Here is an 18,569-nt window from a genome sequence, read left to right on the forward strand (position 1 = left end):
ATAAGCGCCCACGCTGTCCGGTAAACGCGCTAACGAAAGAGGTAAAACGTGGCCAAAGCTCCAAAACGCGCCTTTGTTTGTAACGAATGCGGGGCCGATTACCCGCGCTGGCAAGGGCAATGCAGCGCCTGTCAGGCCTGGAACACCATTACCGAGGTACGCCTTGCCGCGTCACCAACGGTGGCGCGTAACGAGCGGCTCAGCGGCTATGCCGGGAATGCGGGCATCGCAAAAGTGCAGAAGCTGTCTGATATCAGCCTTGAAGAGTTGCCGCGTTTTTCCACCGGATTTAAAGAGTTTGACCGCGTGCTGGGCGGCGGTGTGGTGCCCGGCAGCGCCATCCTGATTGGCGGTAACCCCGGCGCAGGGAAATCAACGCTGCTGCTGCAAACGCTGTGCAAGCTCGCTGAGCAGATGAAAACCCTGTACGTCACCGGCGAAGAGTCCTTGCAACAGGTGGCGATGCGCGCGCATCGACTCGGTCTGCCGACGGCGAATCTGAATATGCTGTCGGAAACCAGTATCGAACAAATTTGCCTGATTGCCGAAGAAGAACAGCCGAGGTTGATGGTTATCGACTCCATTCAGGTGATGCACATGGCGGACATTCAGTCTTCGCCGGGCAGCGTGGCACAGGTGCGCGAAACCGCGGCTTACCTGACCCGCTTTGCCAAAACGCGCGGCGTGGCGATTGTCATGGTCGGCCACGTCACCAAAGACGGCTCGCTGGCCGGTCCAAAGGTGCTGGAGCACTGTATTGACTGCTCGGTGCTGCTCGACGGCGACGCCGATTCTCGTTTTCGTACTCTGCGTAGCCATAAAAACCGCTTTGGCGCGGTGAATGAACTGGGCGTCTTTGCCATGACCGAACAGGGGTTGCGTGAAGTTAGCAACCCTTCCGCTATCTTCTTAAGCCGTGGCGATGAAGTCACCTCCGGCAGTTCGGTGATGGTGGTCTGGGAAGGCACGCGCCCGTTGCTGGTGGAGATTCAGGCGCTGGTCGACCATTCGATGATGGCGAATCCGCGTCGTGTGGCGGTCGGCCTGGAGCAGAACCGTCTGGCGATTCTGCTGGCCGTGCTGCATCGTCACGGCGGCTTGCAGATGGCGGATCAGGACGTGTTCGTCAACGTGGTCGGTGGCGTGAAGGTTACCGAAACCAGCGCCGATCTGGCACTGCTACTGGCAATGGTTTCCAGCCTGCGCGACCGACCGCTGCCGCAGGACTTAGTGGTCTTTGGCGAAGTGGGACTGGCGGGCGAAATCCGTCCGGTACCCAGCGGCCAGGAGCGTATTTCGGAAGCGGCGAAGCACGGCTTTCGTCGGGCGATTGTTCCTGCCGCCAACGTGCCGAAAAAAGTGCCGGAAGGGATGCAGGTCTTTGGCGTTAAGAAGCTTACGGATGCTTTAAGCGTGTTTGACGACCTATAATAAAATACCCGTCGTCTTTCCGGCGGTATTGGGTATTACGTTTATTTTTACAGCAGGAGGCTCTTGTGTCATTTGATTATCTGAAAACTGCCATTAAGCAAAAGGGCTGTACCCTGCAACAGGTGGCAGATGCCAGTGGCATGACCAAGGGATATTTAAGCCAACTGCTGAATGCCAAAATTAAAAGCCCCAGCGCGCAAAAGCTGGAGGCGTTGCACCGGTTTCTCGGGCTGGAGTTTCCGCGCCAGCAGAAGAATATCGGTGTGGTATTCGGTAAGTTTTATCCGCTGCATACCGGCCATATCTATCTTATCCAGCGCGCGTGTAGTCAGGTCGATGAACTGCATATCATCATGGGGTATGACGACACGCGCGATCGCAGCCTGTTTGAAGACAGCGCTATGTCGCAACAGCCCACGGTACCCGATCGTCTACGCTGGCTGCTGCAAACCTTTAAATATCAGAAAAATATCCGTATTCATGCCTTCAACGAAGAGGGTATGGAGCCGTATCCACACGGTTGGGATGTGTGGAGCAACGGGATCAAAACGTTTATGCAGGAGAAAGGGATCCAGCCTAACTGGATTTACACCTCTGAAGAGTCAGATGCCCCGCAGTATCTGGAACATCTGGGGATCGAAACCGTGCTGGTAGATCCCAAACGGACGTTTATGAACATCAGCGGCGGGCAAATCCGTGAGAACCCGTTTCGCTACTGGGAGTATATTCCTACAGAAGTGAAGCCGTTTTTCGTACGCACTGTGGCGATCCTCGGCGGAGAGTCGAGCGGAAAATCGACGCTGGTGAACAAGCTCGCCAATATCTTTAACACTACCAGTGCGTGGGAATATGGGCGTGATTACGTCTTCTCCCATTTGGGCGGTGATGAGATGGCGTTGCAGTATTCCGACTACGATAAAATCGCCCTGGGACAAGCCCAATACATTGATTTTGCTGTCAAGTATGCCAATAAAGTGGCGTTTATCGACACCGATTTCGTTACCACTCAGGCCTTCTGCAAAAAGTATGAAGGGCGTGAACACCCGTTTGTGCAGGCCCTGATTGACGAGTATCGCTTTGACCTGGTGATCCTGCTGGAGAACAACACTCCATGGGTGGCGGATGGCTTACGCAGTCTCGGCAGTTCAGTTGACAGAAAAGCGTTTCAGTCGCTGCTGGTCGAGATGCTGCAGGAAAACAATATCAATTTTGTGCACGTTCAGGAGCCCGACTATGACGGTCGATTTCTGCGCTGCGTGGAGTTGGTGAAAGAGTTGATGGGCGAGCAGAGATAGCGTAAATGCCGGATGGCGTTGCGCTTATCCGGCCTACAAGTCGCACTAACCTCGTAGGCCGGATGAGGCGTAACGCCGCCATCCGGCGCTTAACGGTAATTACTTAGAAATACGCTTGTACTTAATACGCTTCGGCTCCAGCGCATCTGCGCCCAGCGTGCGTTTCTTGTACTCTTCGTATTCGGTAAAGTTACCTTCAAAGAATTCAACCTTACCTTCATCCTGGTAATCCAGAATGTGGGTTGCGATACGGTCGAGGAACCAACGGTCGTGCGAGATAACCATCGCGCAGCCCGGGAACTCCAGCAGGGCGTTTTCCAGCGCGCGCAGGGTTTCGATATCCAGGTCGTTGGTTGGTTCATCAAGCAGCAGCATGTTGCCGCCAACCTGCAGCAGCTTCGCCAGGTGCAGACGACCGCGCTCACCGCCGGAGAGTTCGCCTACGCGTTTACCCTGATCAACACCTTTAAAGTTGAAGCGGCTTACGTAGGCGCGGCTTGGCATCTCGGTGTTGCCGATCTTCATGATATCCAGCCCGCCGGAAACTTCTTCCCACACGGTTTTGCTGTTGTCCATGGCGTCACGGAACTGGTCAACGGAAGCCAGCTTGACGGTTTCACCCAGTGTGATGGTGCCGCTGTCTGGCTGTTCCTGACCGGACATCATACGGAACAGGGTAGATTTACCCGCGCCGTTCGGACCGATGATGCCGACGATGGCGCCTTTCGGTACGGAGAAGCTCAGGTCGTCAATCAGAACGCGATCGCCGTAGGATTTACGCAGATTGGTGACTTCAACGACTTTATCACCCAGACGTGCACCAGGTGGGATAAACAGTTCGTTGGTTTCGTTACGCTTCTGGTATTCGGTGTTGTTCAGCTCTTCAAAGCGTGCCAGACGGGCTTTACCCTTAGACTGACGGCCTTTAGCGCCCTGACGCACCCACTCCAGCTCTTTCTCAATGGATTTACGGCGAGCCGCTTCCTGAGACGCTTCCTGCGCCAGACGCTGATCTTTCTGCTCCAGCCAGGAGGAGTAGTTGCCTTCCCATGGAATACCTTCGCCGCGGTCAAGCTCCAGAATCCAGCCCGCAACGTTGTCGAGGAAGTAACGGTCGTGGGTAATCGCCACCACGGTGCCTTCGAAGTCGTGCAGGAAGCGTTCCAGCCACGCAACGGATTCGGCGTCCAGGTGGTTAGTCGGTTCGTCGAGCAGCAGCATGTCTGGTTTTTCCAGCAGCAGGCGGCACAGCGCGACGCGGCGGCGTTCACCACCGGAGAGATTCTCAATTTTAGCGTCCCAGTCCGGCAGACGCAGGGCGTCAGCGGCACGCTCAAGCTGCACGTTCAGGTTATGACCGTCGTGCGCCTGAATGATCTCTTCAAACTTGCCCTGTTGCGCAGCGAGTTTATCGAAGTCGGCGTCCGGCTCGGCGTACTTTGCGTACACTTCATCCAGACCTTTCAGCGCGTTAACCACTTCGGCAACCGCTTCTTCCACGGATTCACGAACGGTATGTTCCGGGTTTAGTTTCGGTTCCTGCGGCAGGTAACCGATTTTAATGCCAGGCTGTGGGCGAGCTTCACCTTCGATATCGGTATCAATGCCGGCCATGATGCGCAGCAGGGTCGATTTACCCGCGCCGTTCAGACCAAGAACACCGATTTTGGCGCCAGGGAAGAAGCTCAGTGAGATGTTTTTAAGAATATGACGTTTCGGCGGAACGACTTTGCCGACACGATGCATGGTATAAACAAATTGGGCCACGTTGGACTCGCCTCTTTATTTATCCCGTCATACTTCAAGCTGCAGATGCGTTGGCTGTGAGTTACTCGGCTCATCCATGAGCCTCGCCCTTGCGGGCCGCTGCTCCGCAGCGTTCAAATCTGTTCCTGACAGATTTGTTGTTCCCCCCAGTCACGCACTTTGTACGCTCAGGGGATTTACTCCCTCGCCGCCTTGCTGCAACTTGAATTATTTAGGGCTAATTATTGGTAAATAGTTATCAAAGGCGAAGTGTAGCCTTTTTCATTGCCCAATCCCAGCCAGCAGATCTCACTCGCAACAAAAGTAAAAAAGTGTCCGTGACGTGGCGCATTCTGCAATGTCTGGTTAGCATGAACTAATTAAGCGGCATGATGCTGCACAGACGTAACATGAGAAGAGGAAGAGCTTGTGGACAAAGCCAATCAATTTACCTGGCGCCTGCTGGCGGCCAGCGTATGTCTGCTGACGGTCAGTCAAGTGGCGCGAGCCGATTCCCTGGATGAGCAGCGCAGTCGCTATGCGCAAATTAAACAGGCCTGGGATAACCGACAGATGGATGTCGTAGAGCAGATGATGCCCGGCCTGAAGAATTATCCTCTGTATCCTTATCTGGAATATCGTCAGATTACTGACGATCTGATGAATCAGCCCACCATTACCGTTACCAATTTTGTGCGCGCCAACCCGACGCTGCCCCCCGCGCGTACTCTACAATCACGTTTCGTGAATGAACTGGCGCGACGGGAGGACTGGCGTGGACTGCTGGCGTTCAGCCCAGAAAAACCGGGTACCACGGAAGCGCAATGCAACTATTACTTTGCGAAATGGAGCACCGGGCAAACCGAAGAGGCCTGGCAGGGCGCGAAAGAACTGTGGTTGAGTGGGAAAAGCCAGCCGAACGCCTGTGACAAATTATTCGGCGTATGGCGCGCCTCTGGAACTCAGGATCCGCTGGCGTATCTGGAGCGTATTCGTCTGGCGATGAAAGCCGGGAATACCGGTCTGGTCACGGCGTTAGCTGGGCAAATGCCCGCGCAATACCAAACTATCGCTTCGGCGATCATCGCGCTGGCCAACGATCCGAATTCGGTGATGACCTTTGCACGCACCACTGGCGCGACGGATTTCACCCGACAGATGGCGGCGGTGGCTTTTTCCAGCGTGGCGCGTCAGGATGCGGAAAACGCCCGCCTGATGATCCCGTCTCTGGCGCAGGCGCAACAGCTGAATGACGAGCAAACCCAGGAGCTGCGCGACATCGTCGCCTGGCGTCTGATGGGCAATGACGTTACCGATGAGCAGGCCAAATGGCGCGATGACGCCATTATGCGCTCGAATTCCACCTCGCTTGTGGAGCGACGTGTACGCATGGCGCTGGGAACCGGCGATCGTCGTGGTCTGAATACCTGGCTGGCGCGTCTGCCAATGGAAGCAAAAGAGAAAGATGAGTGGCGTTACTGGCAGGCGGATCTGCTGCTTGAGCGCGGGCGTGAGGCGGAAGCCAAAGAGATCCTGCACCAGCTCATGCAGCAGCGCGGTTTCTATCCGATGGTGGCGGCACAGCGTCTGGGTGAAGAGTACGAGCTGAAAGTGGATAAAGCTCCGGCAAACGTTGACTCTGCGCTGACTCAGGGACCGGAAATGGCACGTGTGCGCGAGCTAATGTACTGGAACCTGGACAATACCGCGCGCAGTGAATGGGCGAATCTGGTCACCAGTCGCACGAAGTCTGAGCAGGCTCAGCTGGCGCGTTACGCGTTCAATAATCACTGGTGGGATCTGAGCGTACAAGCGACGATCGCCGGTAAGCTGTGGGATCATCTGGAAGAGCGTTTCCCACTGGCCTACAAGGATCTGTTTACACGCTACACCAGCGGTAAGGATATTCCGCCAAGCTATGCGATGGCGATAGCGCGTCAGGAAAGCGCCTGGAACCCGAAAGTAAAATCGCCGGTTGGTGCCAGCGGGCTGATGCAGATTATGCCGGGCACGGCGACGCATACGGTGAAAATGTTCTCGATTCCAGGTTACAGCAGCCCGAGCCAACTATTGGATCCTGATACCAACATCAACATTGGTACCAGCTATTTACAGTATGTCTATCAGCAATTCGGCAATAACCGCATTTTTGCGTCGGCGGCCTATAACGCTGGACCGGGGCGCGTTCGCACCTGGCTTGGCAATAGCGCGGGTCGTATTGATGCTGTCGCGTTTGTCGAAAGCATTCCATTCTCTGAGACGCGTGGCTACGTGAAGAACGTGCTGGCTTATGATGCGTACTATCGCTATTTCCTCGGTGACAAACCGGAGTTGATGAGCGACGCAGAATGGCAACGTCGTTACTGATCGTGTCGGTTGTGTTATGCTATCGTACTCGTTAAAGAGTACAAAAGGGGGAGGCAAGCACGCTTCCCCCCGCAACGATGGCGATAACTTATGACTCAGCAATCACCCTATTCGGCAGAGATGGCAGAACAGCGTCACCAGGAGTGGTTACGTTTTGTCGATCTGCTTAAACACGCCTATGAACAAGACTTACACCTGCCCCTGCTCAATTTGATGTTAACGCCGGATGAGCGCGAAGCGCTGGGCACGCGCGTGCGTATCATTGAAGAGCTGCTGCGCGGCGAGATGAGTCAGCGCGAGCTTAAAAACGAGCTCGGGGCGGGGATCGCCACCATTACACGGGGGTCGAACAGCCTCAAATCTGCACCGGTGGATCTGCGTCACTGGCTGGAGCAGGTGCTGCTAAAAAATGCCTGATGGCGCTTCGCTTTCAGGCCTAATTATGTGGAGCGGTTGTGGCCGGATAAGGCGAAGCCGCCATCCGGCACAACGCTATAAATACACTGCGTTATGAAACGGGCTGAGCGCCAGAATCACCGCCTGGTGGTAGACGCTTGAGCGCGTCAGCTTGCCCGCGGTAAAGACGCCGATAGCGCCCTCTTTACGGCCAATCTCATCAATACCCGTGTAGTCCGACATCACCGGACCGAGCGCTTCGCCCTGACGGACTCTGTCGAGAATGACAGCAGGCAATGGCAGCGTGGCTGAACGGGCTTCGCCGCGCTGGACGCCATTATCAATCACCACCCAACTGAAGGTCGCATCGTCGTCAATTCCCGCTTCAATAGCGACCCAAAAATCAGCCTGCGGGTGCAGACGGCGCGCATTATCAACGCGATTTCGTGCGCCAGTGCGCGTTTCCTGGTTTCCGAAAGGTTGTTCCGGCACGCCACTCTCGACGGCGACGGGTTCAATATGGCAGGATCCTTCCCCGAAAATCTCTTCAAATGCCCGCAGAATTGCCTGAATTTTGGCAGGATTGGTGGTCGCAGAGATAACCTTGTGCATAATTAAGCTCAGTTTGAAAATTCATCGCATCGCAGTATAACGGAAAAAAAGCATGTTACAGGTATACCTTGTTCGCCATGGCGAAACGCAGTGGAACGCCGAGCGACGTATTCAAGGCCAGTCAGACAGCCCACTGACCGCTAAAGGTGAACAGCAAGCCATGCAGGTGGGCGAACGCGCCCGCACTTTTGGTATTACGCATGTCATCAGCAGCGATTTAGGTCGTACACGACGCACCGCAGAAATCATCGCCCAGGCCTGTGGCTGTGATATCACCTATGACTCACGTTTGCGCGAGCTGAATATGGGCGTGCTAGAGCAACGCCATATCGATACGCTGACGTCGGAAGAAGAGGGCTGGCGTCGCCAGTTGGTGAACGGTACGGTGGAGGGGCGTATTCCGGAAGGGGAATCGATGCAGGAACTGAGCGATCGCGTCCACGCGGCGCTGGCATCCTGTCTGGAGTTGCCGCCGGGGAGTCGTCCGCTGCTGGTCAGTCACGGTATTGCACTGGGTTGCCTGGTGAGTACGATTCTGGGATTACCGGCATGGGCTGAACGTCGCCTGCGTCTGCGCAACTGTTCTATTTCTCGCGTCGATTACCAGGAAAGTTTGTGGCTGGCGCCGGGATGGGTAGTTGAAACGGCAGGGGACATCTCACATCTGGACGCCCCTGCGTTAGACGAACTACAGCGTTAGCGGCGAATCGGAATCAGGAATTCGCAGCGCAGGTTGATCGGGCGATCTCCCGCTTTGGCATCTTCTGCCGGGTAGTATCGCTCGATATCCTGCCCTTTACGGCGCGTCAGGTTCAGCATTGGCATGCATGTGCCGTAAACCGTCAGGATAAACTCCTGTACGCCGGTCCCCAGCCCTTCATAGGTAAACATCACATACTCGCCGCCCTGTAGCAGGATAGGCTGTGCCGACGGCACATAACCATTGGCCTGTTCCGGCGTCAGTGCTGTGGTGTAAAACACTTCCTGCTCATCATCTTTTTCGAGGCTCGGACGCGTTTCGTTCAGCCCGTACAGCACCGGTGGGATTGCAGGAGCCTGGCTAAGGAAGTCGCGCCAGAACTGAATTCGCATTTCATGACGGAAATCTGAAATCTGCTCCAGCGAGCAGGAATAGCTTTGCGTGGTGCCAAGCAGTTGCGTATCTTCCAGCGTGACAAACTCGTGCGCAGGCATGGCAAATTCACCCAGTCGCATAGGCGGGCGAATACCAAACGCGCTCCATTCCGGCGAACGGCGATACAGCGCAGGCGTCTGGGAAAACTGTTTCTTGAACGCGCGGGTAAAGGTTTGTTGAGAGTCAAAGCGATATTGCAGCGCAATATCCAGAATTGGGCGTGCAGTCAGGCGCAGCGCCACTGCGGATTTCGATAAACGACGGGCGCGGATATAGGCGCCAATAGCATGGCCCGTCACGTCCTTAAACATTCTCTGCAGGTGCCACTTGGAATAGCCTGCTTTTGCCGCCACATTGTCAAGCGACAAAGGCTGATCCAGATGACCTTCCAGCCAGATTAATAGGTCGCGAATAATGCCAGCCTGATCCATAAAATATCCTCATCCTTTCAACAACGAGTACCTGACGTCAGGTATGAGGATAATAGCATTTTTTGCTGTTTTAGCATTCAGTGTTTTTTTTGCTCATAAATGCTTTTTTCGATCATTCGAAAGCGTGATTATTGTAATCCTGTGATCTGTATACGTTTTATCTTAGAATGTCGAATAATTACACAGAGTAACTTTTAAAAATGGTAACAATATGAAATATAAGAGCTTAATCATTTCCTCAATTCTGCTGATGTTAGCGCAGGTCGCCCATGCGGAGCAGATTGGATCTGTCGATACGGTGTTCAAAATGTTTGGGCCGGATCATAAAATTGTGGTCGAAGCGTTTGACGATCCTGATGTTACCAACGTGACCTGCTACGTGAGCCGGGCGAAGACCGGCGGCATCAAAGGTGGGCTGGGGCTGGCGGAAGATACCTCCGATGCCGCCATTTCCTGTCAGCAGGTGGGGCCGGTAGAACTGAGCGACAGAATCAAGAACGGCAAAGCGCAGGGCGAAGTGGTATTTAAAAAACGTACCTCGCTGGTGTTTAAATCCTTACAGGTCGTGCGTTTTTACGACGCGAAACGTAATGCACTGGCCTATCTGGCCTATTCAGATAAAGTGGTCGATGGATCACCCAAAAATGCCATCAGCGCGGTGCCCATCATGCCGTGGCGGGAATAACAAGGAAGCAAAATGCAACAACCGTTGATCTGGTTGGTTGAGGATGAGCAGGGCATTGCCGATACGCTCATCTACATGCTGCAGCAGGAAGGTTTTAGCGTGGAAGCGTTTGAGCGCGGATTACCTGCGCTGGAGAAATCTCGCCAGCGTTGTCCTGATGCGATCATTCTGGATGTCGGACTACCGGATATCAGCGGTTTTGAACTGTGTCGACGCCTGCTGGAGCGGCATCCAGCGTTGCCGATCCTGTTTCTGACCGCGCGTAGCGATGAGGTGGATCGCCTGCTGGGGCTGGAAATTGGCGCGGATGACTATGTTGCCAAGCCTTTCTCACCGCGCGAGGTGTGCGCCCGTGTGCGTACGCTGCTGCGGCGGGTGCAGAAATTCTCTGCTCCTTCATCGACGACGCGTTGCGGCGATTTTGAACTTAATGAGCTGGCCGCGCAGATTACCTGGTTAGGCAGGCCGTTAAACCTGACGCGCTATGAATTTCTGTTACTGAAAACGTTGCTGTTGTCGCCGGGGCGCATTTACTCACGCCAGCAGTTGATGGATTTAGTCTGGGCCGATGCACAGGACACCTTTGACAGAACGGTCGATACTCACATCAAAACGCTGCGCGCCAAGTTGAGGGCGATCAACCCTGAGCTTTCCCCCATCAATACGCATCGCGGTATGGGATATAGCCTGAGGAGCGTCTGATGCGCATTGGCATGCGTTTGTTGCTCGGCTATTTTCTGATTGTTGCCGTCGCCGCCTGGTTCGTTTTGTCGATCTTTGTACAGGAAATTAAACCAGGCGTCCGCCGGGCAACCGAAGGCACTTTGATTGATACCGCCACGCTGCTGGCTGCGCTGGCGCGCGATGACTTGCTCTCTGACTCTCCCGCCAACGGCAAGCTGGCGCAGGCATTTTCGCAACTGCATAACCGCCCATTCAGCGCCAATATCAGCGGCATTAACAAAGTCCGTAATGAATACCATGTCTACATGACGGACGCGCAGGGTAAAGTGTTGTTTGATTCCGCAAACCAGGCTGTCGGTCAGGACTATTCTCGCTGGAACGACGTGTGGTTAACCCTGCGTGGGCAATATGGCGCCCGCAGCACGCCGCAAAACCCGAACGATCCGGAAAGTTCAGTGATGTACGTGGCCGCGCCGATCGTAGACGGCGGACGTATTATCGGAGTGCTTAGCGTCGGTAAACCGAACGCGGCGATGGCGCCGGTGATTAAACGCAGTGAACGGCGGATGCTGTGGGCCAGCGCCGTATTGCTGGGCATTGCCTTAGTGATTGGCATCGGGATGGTATGGTGGATAAACCGCTCCATCGCCCGGCTGGCGCGCTATGCCGACTCCGTTACCGAGAATCGTCCTGTCCCACTGCCTGATTTAGGCAGCAGCGAGCTACGTAAACTGGCGCAGGCGCTGGAAAGTATGCGACTGAAGCTGGAGGGCAAAAACTACATTGAGCAGTATGTTTATGCGTTAACGCATGAACTGAAAAGTCCGCTGGCGGCCATTCGCGGCGCGGCTGAGATTTTGCGCGAAGGTCCGCCGCCGAACGTGGTTGCGCGCTTTACCGATAATATTCTGACGCAAAATGCGCGTATGCAGGCGCTGGTCGAAACCCTGTTACGCCAGGCGCGACTGGAGAATCGACAGGACATTACGTTGACGGCAGTGGCGGTAGATGCGCTGTTTGCTCAGCTCAAAGAGGCGCGTAGCGTGCAACTGGCGGCAAAAAACATCACGCTTACCATTATGCCTTCATCGCTTAGCGTCGCCGCCGATCCTGCGTTACTGGAGCAGGCAGTGGGGAATTTGCTCGACAACGCTATCGACTTCACGCCACAGGACGGGACGATTACGCTGAGCGCGCATCAGCAGGATGAACTGGTCACGTTGCAGATAATCGACAGCGGCAGCGGGATCCCCGACTTCGCGTTGCCGCGTATTTTTGAGCGTTTCTATTCGCTGCCCCGTGAAAATGGGCATAAGAGCAGCGGTTTAGGGCTGGCGTTTGTCAGTGAGGTTGCGCGACTGCACGAGGGGACGGTGACATTGTGCAACCGACCACAAGGCGGCGCACAGGCCTCGTTTACGCTTCACGCTCACTTCACATAACTTCAAATTCTCCGCACATAGCTGTTCTACCTTGCTGATATTGCAAAGGAGAACGCTATGTTTAAATCCCCCCTGTTTTGGAAAATAGTCACCTTAGGTGGCGCAATACTGCTGCTGTTAATCCCGCTGACGATGGTCAGGCAGATCATCGTGGAGCGATCGGATTACCGCGATGAAGTCGAAGATGCTATCCGACAGAGCACCAGCGGGCCGCAAAAGATGGTAGGACCGTTGATAGCCATTCCGGTAACGGAACTTTACACCTCACTGGAGGATGGCAAAGAAATCCAGCGTAAGCGTAGCTATATCCATTTCTGGCTGCCGGAGTCGTTGGTAGTTGAGGGGAATCAGAACGTTGAAGCGCGTAAAATCGGTATTTATGAGGGCCAGGTCTGGCACAATGATGTTTCGGTGAAGGCTGAGTTTAACGCCGAACGCTTGAGTGATTTAAATCATCCTAATATCAGCATCGGCAAACCGTTTATTGTGGTTGGCGTGGGGGACGCGCGCGGGATTGGCGTGGTAAAAGCGCCGCAGGTCAATGGAACGTCGCTGGCCGTTGAGCCTGGGACGGGGCTGGATGGACGTGCGCAGGGGATCCACATTCCGCTACCCGATGCGAGCTGGGCTGAGCAAAATCTGAGCATGGCGTTGTCGCTTAATTTGAGCGGAACCGGCGATTTCTCCGTCGTTCCGGTTGGGCGTAACAGTGAAATGACCTTAACCAGCAACTGGCCGCATCCCAACTTTCTTGGGGACTTCCTCCCGGCTAAGCGTGAAATTAGCGAATCAGGATTCAAGGCTCAGTGGCAAAGCAGCTGGTTTGCGAACAACCTCGGCGAGCGCTTTAACGACGAAAAGATTGGTTGGCTGGGCATGCCAGCGTTTAGCGTCGCCGTCGCCACGCCAGCAGATCAGTATCAGTTAACGGACAGGGCGACAAAGTATGCCATCCTGCTGATTGTGCTGACCTTTATGTCTTTCTTCGTCCTTGAAAGTATGACCAATCTGCGCCTGCACCCGATGCAGTATCTGCTGGTGGGGCTATCGCTGGTAATGTTTTATCTGCTGCTGCTGGCACTGTCGGAACACATTGGTTTTACGGCGGCGTGGATTACGGCAAGTCTGGTGGGGGCGTTGATGAACGGTGTGTATCTGCAGGCGATATTGCAGGGCTGGCGGAACAGTATTTTGTTCACCGTGGCGCTGCTGGGGTTGGATGGTGTGATGTGGGTGCTGCTACGTTCACAGGATAGCTCTTTACTGCTGGGAACCGGCGTGCTGTTGTTCGCGCTGTGTGGGGTAATGTTCCTGACGCGTCATCTTGACTGGCACTCGCTGGCACAGCCAAAAACAAAGCCAAAATCTACAGAACTTCCAGAGCTTCAGCCTGCGCAGAGCGAGGAATTTCGCTTGTGGAAATAGGGCAGTAGGGGAAATGAAAAACGGCGCATAAAGCGCCGTTTTTATACCAGTGAGGATTGAATTAATCCTGCAGGTCGCCGCAGAAACGGTAGCCTTCACCGTGAATGGTGGCGATGATTTCTGGCGTATCCGGCGTTGATTCGAAATGCTTACGAATGCGGCGGATCGTCACGTCAACGGTACGGTCATGCGGCTTCAGTTCGCGACCGGTCATTTTTTTCAACAGTTCTGCGCGAGACTGGATTTTGCCCGGATTCTCACAGAAGTGAAGCATGGCGCGGAATTCGCTGCGTGGCAGTTTATACTGCTCACCGTCAGGACCAATCAGAGAGCGGCTGTTGATGTCCAGCTCCCAGCCATTGAACTTGTAGCTTTCAACGCTACGGCGTTCTTCGCTGACAGTACCCAGGTTCATGGTACGGGACAGCAGGTTACGAGCACGGATAGTCAGTTCGCGCGGGTTAAACGGCTTGGTGATGTAATCGTCTGCGCCGATTTCGAGGCCGAGAATTTTATCGACTTCGTTATCACGGCCCGTCAGGAACATCAGCGCAACGTTAGCTTGTTCGCGAAGTTCGCGCGCTAACAGCAGGCCATTTTTCCCAGGCAGATTGATATCCATAATCACAAGGTTGATATCATATTCAGAGAGAATCTGATGCATTTCCGCGCCATCTGTCGCTTCGAATACATCATAGCCTTCTGCTTCGAAAATGCTTTTCAACGTGTTGCGTGTTACTAACTCGTCTTCAACGATAAGAATGTGCGGGGTCTGCATGTTTGCTACCTAAATTGCCAACTAAATCGAAACAGGAAGTACAAAAGTCCCTGACCTGCCTGATGCATGCCGTAAATTAACATGATCGGCGTAACATGACTAAAGTACGTAATTGCGTTCTTGATGCACTTTCCATCAACGTCAACAACATCATTAGCTTGGTCGTGGGTAGTTTCCCTCTGGACCCGACAGTGTCAAAAACGGCTGTCATCCTAACCATTTTAACAGCAACATAACAGGCTAAGACATGCCGGACACCCAATAAAACTACGCTTCGTTGACATATATCAAGTTCAATTGTAGCACGTTAACAGTTTGATGAAATCAACGTATCCAAATGTTTGCTTTCATCACAAAATTGCAATATTACAACTAGTTGCACGAGCAAATTAATAAATGTAATGAATCCAACCGGTGCGATCCATTTTAAATTAAATTATCATGGATAAACAGAGGGATATGCAACTTTTGTTAACATAAAAAGCAATAGTACACCCGGGAAATAGTTTAGCATTTTTTAATGGATGCGAAATGCTTTTTCAGTGATTTCTGTTAAAAATATGTAAATTCGCACTGCGTAATATGTTGAAGCACGTCACATTTTTCCTTGCAGACTGGCCAAAAAGAGTATCGAAATGCGTTTAACAATTATTCTGGTTGCCCCCGCCAGAGCGGAAAATATTGGTGCGGCTGCCCGCGCTATGAAGACCATGGGGTTCACCCAATTACGCATCGTTGACAGCGAAGCCCACCTGGAACCCGCCACGCGATGGGTCGCGCATGGTTCTGGCGATATTATTGATAATATTAGCGTTTTTTCAACATTGGCGGAGGCGCTGCATGACGTAGATTTTACCGTCGCGACCACTGCGCGTAGTCGGGCGAAGTTCCATTACTACGCTACCCCGGTCGAACTGGTTCCGCTGCTGCAGGAAAAATCAACGTGGATGGATCACGCCGCGCTGGTTTTTGGTCGTGAAGATTCAGGGCTGACCAACGAAGAATTGGCCCTGGCGGATGTACTCACCGGTGTACCTATGGTGGCTGACTATCCTTCACTCAATTTGGGGCAGGCGGTGATGGTGTATTGCTATCAATTAGCAGGTTTAATACAACAACCCGTCAAAAACATTGAGGTGACGGATGAGCTTCAGCTACAGGCATTGCGCGCGCGCGTTTTGCGTTTATTAGCCACGCTGAACGTTTCTGACGACATCAAGTTGACGGACTGGTTGCAACAGCGAATGGGTCTGTTAGGGCAGCGAGATACAGCAATGTTGCACCGTTTTTTACATGATATAGAAAAAAGCATCACGAAATAAAGTATTGAACTGTTTTTATTGTGTGGTGTTTTATTCTGGATTCAAGTAGGGGTGACATACTGAATTGGTCGAAACTAAAAGGGCAAGCAGTCGCTCGTGAACAAGTTTCGGAATGTGACCAATTTAAAAATTTATTGACTTAGATCAGCAGATACTTTAACCCTAAAAGAATACAGGGCAGATAATAAATAATTACAGAGCACACAACATCATGAAACGCATCAGCATCACCATTACCACAACCATCACCATTACCACAGGTAACGGTGCGGGCTGACGCGTACAGGAAACACAAGAAAAAGCCCGCACCTAAACAGTGCGGGCTTTTTTTTCGACCAAAGGCAATGAGGTAAACCATGCGAGTGTTGAAGTTCGGCGGTACATCAGTGGCAAATGCAGAGCGCTTTCTGCGGGTTGCCGATATTCTGGAAAGCAATGCCAGACAGGGGCAGGTCGCGACCGTTCTTTCTGCCCCCGCAAAAATTACCAACCATCTGGTGGCGATGATTGAGAAGACCATCGGTGGTCAGGATGCTTTAGCCAATATCAGCGACGCCGAACGCATTTTCTCTGAGCTGTTGGTGGGTCTTGCCGCCGCGCAACCGGGTTTCCCGCAGGCTCCGCTCAAAGCCTTTGTTGAACAAGAGTTTGCACAGATTAAGCACGTCCTGCACGGTATCAGCCTGCTGGGTCAGTGCCCGGACAGCATCAATGCTGCGCTTATTTGCCGTGGTGAAAAAATGTCGATCGCCATCATGGCTGGCCTGCTGGAAGCGCGCGGGCACAACGTGACGGTCATCGACCCGGTAGAGAAATTGCTGGCGGTAGGCCATTACCTCGAATCTACCGTTGATATTGCCGAATCTACGCGCCGCATTGCCGCCAGCCGTATTCCTGCGGACCATATGGTTCTGATGGCAGGATTTACCGCCGGGAATGAGAAAGGAGAGTTAGTGGTGCTGGGGCGTAATGGCTCTGACTACTCTGCCGCCGTACTGGCCGCCTGTTTGCGCGCCGATTGTTGTGAGATCTGGACCGATGTCGATGGCGTATATACCTGCGATCCGCGCCAGGTACCCGACGCCCGACTGCTGAAGTCGATGTCTTATCAGGAAGCGATGGAGCTTTCTTACTTCGGCGCTAAAGTGCTGCACCCGCGCACCATTACCCCTATTGCCCAGTTCCAGATCCCGTGCCTGATTAAAAATACCGGCAATCCACAAGCGCCCGGCACGCTTATCGGTGCCTGCAGTGATGATGACGATTTGCCGGTAAAAGGGATTTCTAACCTCAATAACATGGCGATGTTTAGCGTCTCCGGCCCTAGGATGAAAGGCATGGTGGGGATGGCGGCGCGAGTTTTTGCCGTGATGTCGCGCGCGGGCATCTCGGTGGTGCTGATCACCCAATCCTCTTCTGAATACAGCATCAGCTTCTGCGTCCCGCAGGGCGACTGCGCGCGTGCGCAACGCGCCATGCAGGATGAATTCTATCTCGAACTGAAAGAAGGCTTGCTGGAGCCGCTGGCGGTGACTGAGCGTCTGGCGATCATCTCGGTCGTTGGCGATGGTATGCGCACGTTGCGTGGCATCTCGGCGAAATTTTTTGCCGCGCTGGCTCGCGCGAACATTAATATCGTGGCAATCGCCCAGGGCTCGTCTGAGCGTTCCATTTCGGTAGTGGTGAACAACGACGACGCGACCACTGGCGTGCGTGTGACCCATCAGATGCTGTTCAACACCGATCAGGTGATTGAAGTATTTGTCATTGGTGTTGGCGGCGTGGGCGGTGCGCTGCTGGAGCAGCTTAAACGTCAGCAAACCTGGCTTAAAAAGAAGCATATCGATTTGCGCGTGTGCGGTGTGGCGAACTCGAAGGCCCTGCTGACCAACGTCCATGGTCTGAATCTGGAAAACTGGCAGTCGGAGCTGGAAAGCGCGAAAGAGCCTTTCAACCTGGGGCGCTTAATTCGTCTGGTGAAAGAATATCATCTGCTCAATCCGGTGATTGTCGACTGTACGTCAAGTCAGGCGGTCGCGGATCAGTATGCGGATTTCCTGCGCGAAGGCTTCCATGTGGTCACGCCGAACAAAAAGGCCAACACGTCGTCGATGGATTACTACCATCAGCTGCGTTTTGCTGCGGCGAAGTCTCGTCGTAAATTCCTGTACGACACCAACGTAGGCGCGGGCTTGCCGGTAATTGAGAACCTGCAAAATCTGCTCAGCGCGGGCGATGAACTGCAACGTTTCTCCGGTATTCTTTCTGGTTCGCTGTCGTTTATTTTCGGCAAGCTGGATGAAGGCATGAGCTTCTCCGAGGCCACCACCATGGCGCGTGAGCTGGGCTATACCGAACCCGATCCGCGTGACGATCTATCCGGTACGGACGTGGCGCGTAAGCTGCTGATCCTGGCCCGTGAAACCGGTCGTGAGCTGGAGCTTTCTGACATTGTCATTGAGCCGGTCCTGCCAAAAGAGTTTGATGATTCCGGTGATGTTTCCGCGTTTATGGCGAAATTGTCGCAGCTGGATGACGCCTTTGCCGCGCGTGTGGCGAAAGCCCGTGATGAGGGGAAAGTATTACGCTATGTTGGCAATATTGAAGAGGATGGCGTCTGTCGCGTGAAAATAGAGGCAGTAGACGGCAACGATCCGCTGTTCAAAGTGAAAAACGGTGAAAACGCGTTGGCGTTTTACAGCCACTATTATCAGCCGCTACCGTTGGTTCTGCGCGGATACGGCGCGGGTAACGACGTGACGGCGGCGGGCGTATTTGCTGACCTGCTACGCACCCTTTCATGGAAGTTAGGAGTCTGAC

The 18,569-nt window shown here is 53.7% G+C and carries 17 protein-coding genes and 1 other annotated feature; of the genes, 13 read left to right on the forward strand and 4 right to left on the reverse strand.

Annotated features, from left to right (window positions below; all coding sequences use genetic code 11):
* Positions 1-48 precede the first annotated feature (48 nt).
* Together radA and nadR are read left to right on the forward strand one after the other, a co-directional pair.
* Entirely contained in the window at positions 49-1,431 is a 1,383-nt protein-coding gene (radA, locus tag OGV65_RS01145; protein ID WP_016151613.1) for a DNA repair protein RadA, read from the forward strand.
* Between the two features lie 65 nt (positions 1,432-1,496).
* Entirely contained in the window at positions 1,497-2,726 is a 1,230-nt protein-coding gene (gene nadR, locus OGV65_RS01150) for a multifunctional transcriptional regulator/nicotinamide-nucleotide adenylyltransferase/ribosylnicotinamide kinase NadR (RefSeq protein ID WP_016151614.1), read from the forward strand.
* 99 nt (positions 2,727-2,825) lie between these two features.
* On the opposite strand, the gene ettA is transcribed toward nadR, so the two are convergent.
* The gene (gene ettA, locus OGV65_RS01155; protein WP_286454512.1) at positions 2,826-4,493 is read right to left on the reverse strand and encodes an energy-dependent translational throttle protein EttA; all 1,668 of its coding nucleotides are present in this window, start codon (positions 4,491-4,493) and stop codon (positions 2,826-2,828) included.
* A 408-nt stretch (positions 4,494-4,901) separates the two neighbouring features.
* Between ettA and sltY the strand changes: the two genes are divergently transcribed.
* Together sltY and trpR are read left to right on the forward strand one after the other, a co-directional pair.
* Complete coding sequence (gene sltY / locus OGV65_RS01160; protein WP_047358370.1) at positions 4,902-6,839, forward strand: murein transglycosylase; 1,938 nt, start codon at positions 4,902-4,904, stop codon at positions 6,837-6,839.
* A gap of 90 nt (positions 6,840-6,929) precedes the next feature.
* The gene (gene trpR, locus OGV65_RS01165) at positions 6,930-7,256 is read left to right on the forward strand and encodes a trp operon repressor (RefSeq protein ID WP_019078321.1); all 327 of its coding nucleotides are present in this window, start codon (positions 6,930-6,932) and stop codon (positions 7,254-7,256) included.
* Positions 7,257-7,331: 75 nt separating this feature from the next.
* Here trpR and yjjX read toward each other — a convergent pair whose 3' ends face one another.
* On the reverse strand, positions 7,332-7,847 hold the full coding sequence (yjjX, locus tag OGV65_RS01170) for an inosine/xanthosine triphosphatase (protein WP_016151618.1): 516 nt from the start codon (positions 7,845-7,847) through the stop codon (positions 7,332-7,334).
* Positions 7,848-7,899: 52 nt separating this feature from the next.
* Here yjjX and gpmB point away from each other — a divergent pair, with 52 nt between their 5' ends.
* The gene (gene gpmB, locus OGV65_RS01175; protein ID WP_016151619.1) at positions 7,900-8,547 is read left to right on the forward strand and encodes a 2,3-diphosphoglycerate-dependent phosphoglycerate mutase GpmB; all 648 of its coding nucleotides are present in this window, start codon (positions 7,900-7,902) and stop codon (positions 8,545-8,547) included.
* Here the strand turns inward: gpmB and robA are convergent.
* Positions 8,544-9,413, reverse strand: a complete 870-nt coding sequence (gene robA / locus OGV65_RS01180; protein ID WP_016151620.1) for an MDR efflux pump AcrAB transcriptional activator RobA — start codon at positions 9,411-9,413, stop codon at positions 8,544-8,546. The genes gpmB and robA overlap by 4 nt on opposite strands.
* A 211-nt stretch (positions 9,414-9,624) precedes the next feature.
* Here robA and creA point away from each other — a divergent pair, with 211 nt between their 5' ends.
* The 4 genes from creA to creD are packed head-to-tail and all read left to right on the forward strand — an operon-like array spanning position 9,625 to position 13,649.
* Entirely contained in the window at positions 9,625-10,098 is a 474-nt protein-coding gene (creA, locus tag OGV65_RS01185) for a protein CreA (protein WP_016151621.1), read from the forward strand.
* Between the two features lie 12 nt (positions 10,099-10,110).
* Positions 10,111-10,800: a two-component system response regulator CreB gene (gene creB / locus OGV65_RS01190; RefSeq protein ID WP_286454513.1), complete on the forward strand. Its 690-nt coding sequence runs from the start codon at positions 10,111-10,113 to the stop codon at positions 10,798-10,800.
* Positions 10,800-12,224, forward strand: a complete 1,425-nt coding sequence (gene creC, locus OGV65_RS01195; protein ID WP_200080207.1) for a two-component system sensor histidine kinase CreC — start codon at positions 10,800-10,802, stop codon at positions 12,222-12,224. The genes creB and creC overlap by 1 nt, the downstream gene beginning before the upstream one ends.
* A 57-nt stretch (positions 12,225-12,281) precedes the next feature.
* A complete protein-coding gene (gene creD, locus OGV65_RS01200) occupies positions 12,282-13,649 on the forward strand; it encodes a cell envelope integrity protein CreD (RefSeq protein WP_103766852.1) in 1,368 nt (455 codons plus the stop codon).
* A 61-nt stretch (positions 13,650-13,710) separates the two neighbouring features.
* Here creD and arcA read toward each other — a convergent pair whose 3' ends face one another.
* A complete protein-coding gene (arcA, locus tag OGV65_RS01205; RefSeq protein WP_001194359.1) occupies positions 13,711-14,427 on the reverse strand; it encodes a two-component system response regulator ArcA in 717 nt (238 codons plus the stop codon).
* Positions 14,428-14,522: 95 nt separating this feature from the next.
* Here arcA and yjjY point away from each other — a divergent pair, with 95 nt between their 5' ends.
* The 4 genes from yjjY to thrA all read left to right on the forward strand — a co-directional run bounded on the left by yjjY (position 14,523) and on the right by thrA (position 18,568).
* Positions 14,523-14,663, forward strand: a complete 141-nt coding sequence (gene yjjY, locus OGV65_RS01210) for a YjjY family protein (RefSeq protein ID WP_042998021.1) — start codon at positions 14,523-14,525, stop codon at positions 14,661-14,663.
* A 399-nt stretch (positions 14,664-15,062) separates the two neighbouring features.
* Positions 15,063-15,749 carry a tRNA/rRNA methyltransferase gene (locus OGV65_RS01215; protein ID WP_016155643.1) on the forward strand — a complete coding sequence of 229 codons (687 nt, stop codon included), beginning with the start codon at positions 15,063-15,065 and terminating at the stop codon, positions 15,747-15,749.
* Between the two features lie 206 nt (positions 15,750-15,955).
* Positions 15,956-16,082: a sequence feature (Thr leader region), on the forward strand.
* Positions 15,961-16,026 carry a thr operon leader peptide gene (gene thrL / locus OGV65_RS01220; protein ID WP_032337689.1) on the forward strand — a complete coding sequence of 22 codons (66 nt, stop codon included), beginning with the start codon at positions 15,961-15,963 and terminating at the stop codon, positions 16,024-16,026. (Overlaps the previous feature by 66 nt.)
* A 23-nt stretch (positions 16,083-16,105) precedes the next feature.
* Positions 16,106-18,568 (forward strand): bifunctional aspartate kinase/homoserine dehydrogenase I, encoded by a 2,463-nt coding sequence (gene thrA, locus OGV65_RS01225; RefSeq protein ID WP_286454514.1) that lies wholly within the window; start codon positions 16,106-16,108, stop codon positions 18,566-18,568.
* Position 18,569 lies beyond the last annotated feature (1 nt).

The organism is Citrobacter sp. Cb004, from assembly GCF_030337065.1.
In the GTDB taxonomy this organism is placed as follows: domain Bacteria; phylum Pseudomonadota; class Gammaproteobacteria; order Enterobacterales; family Enterobacteriaceae; genus Citrobacter; species Citrobacter braakii.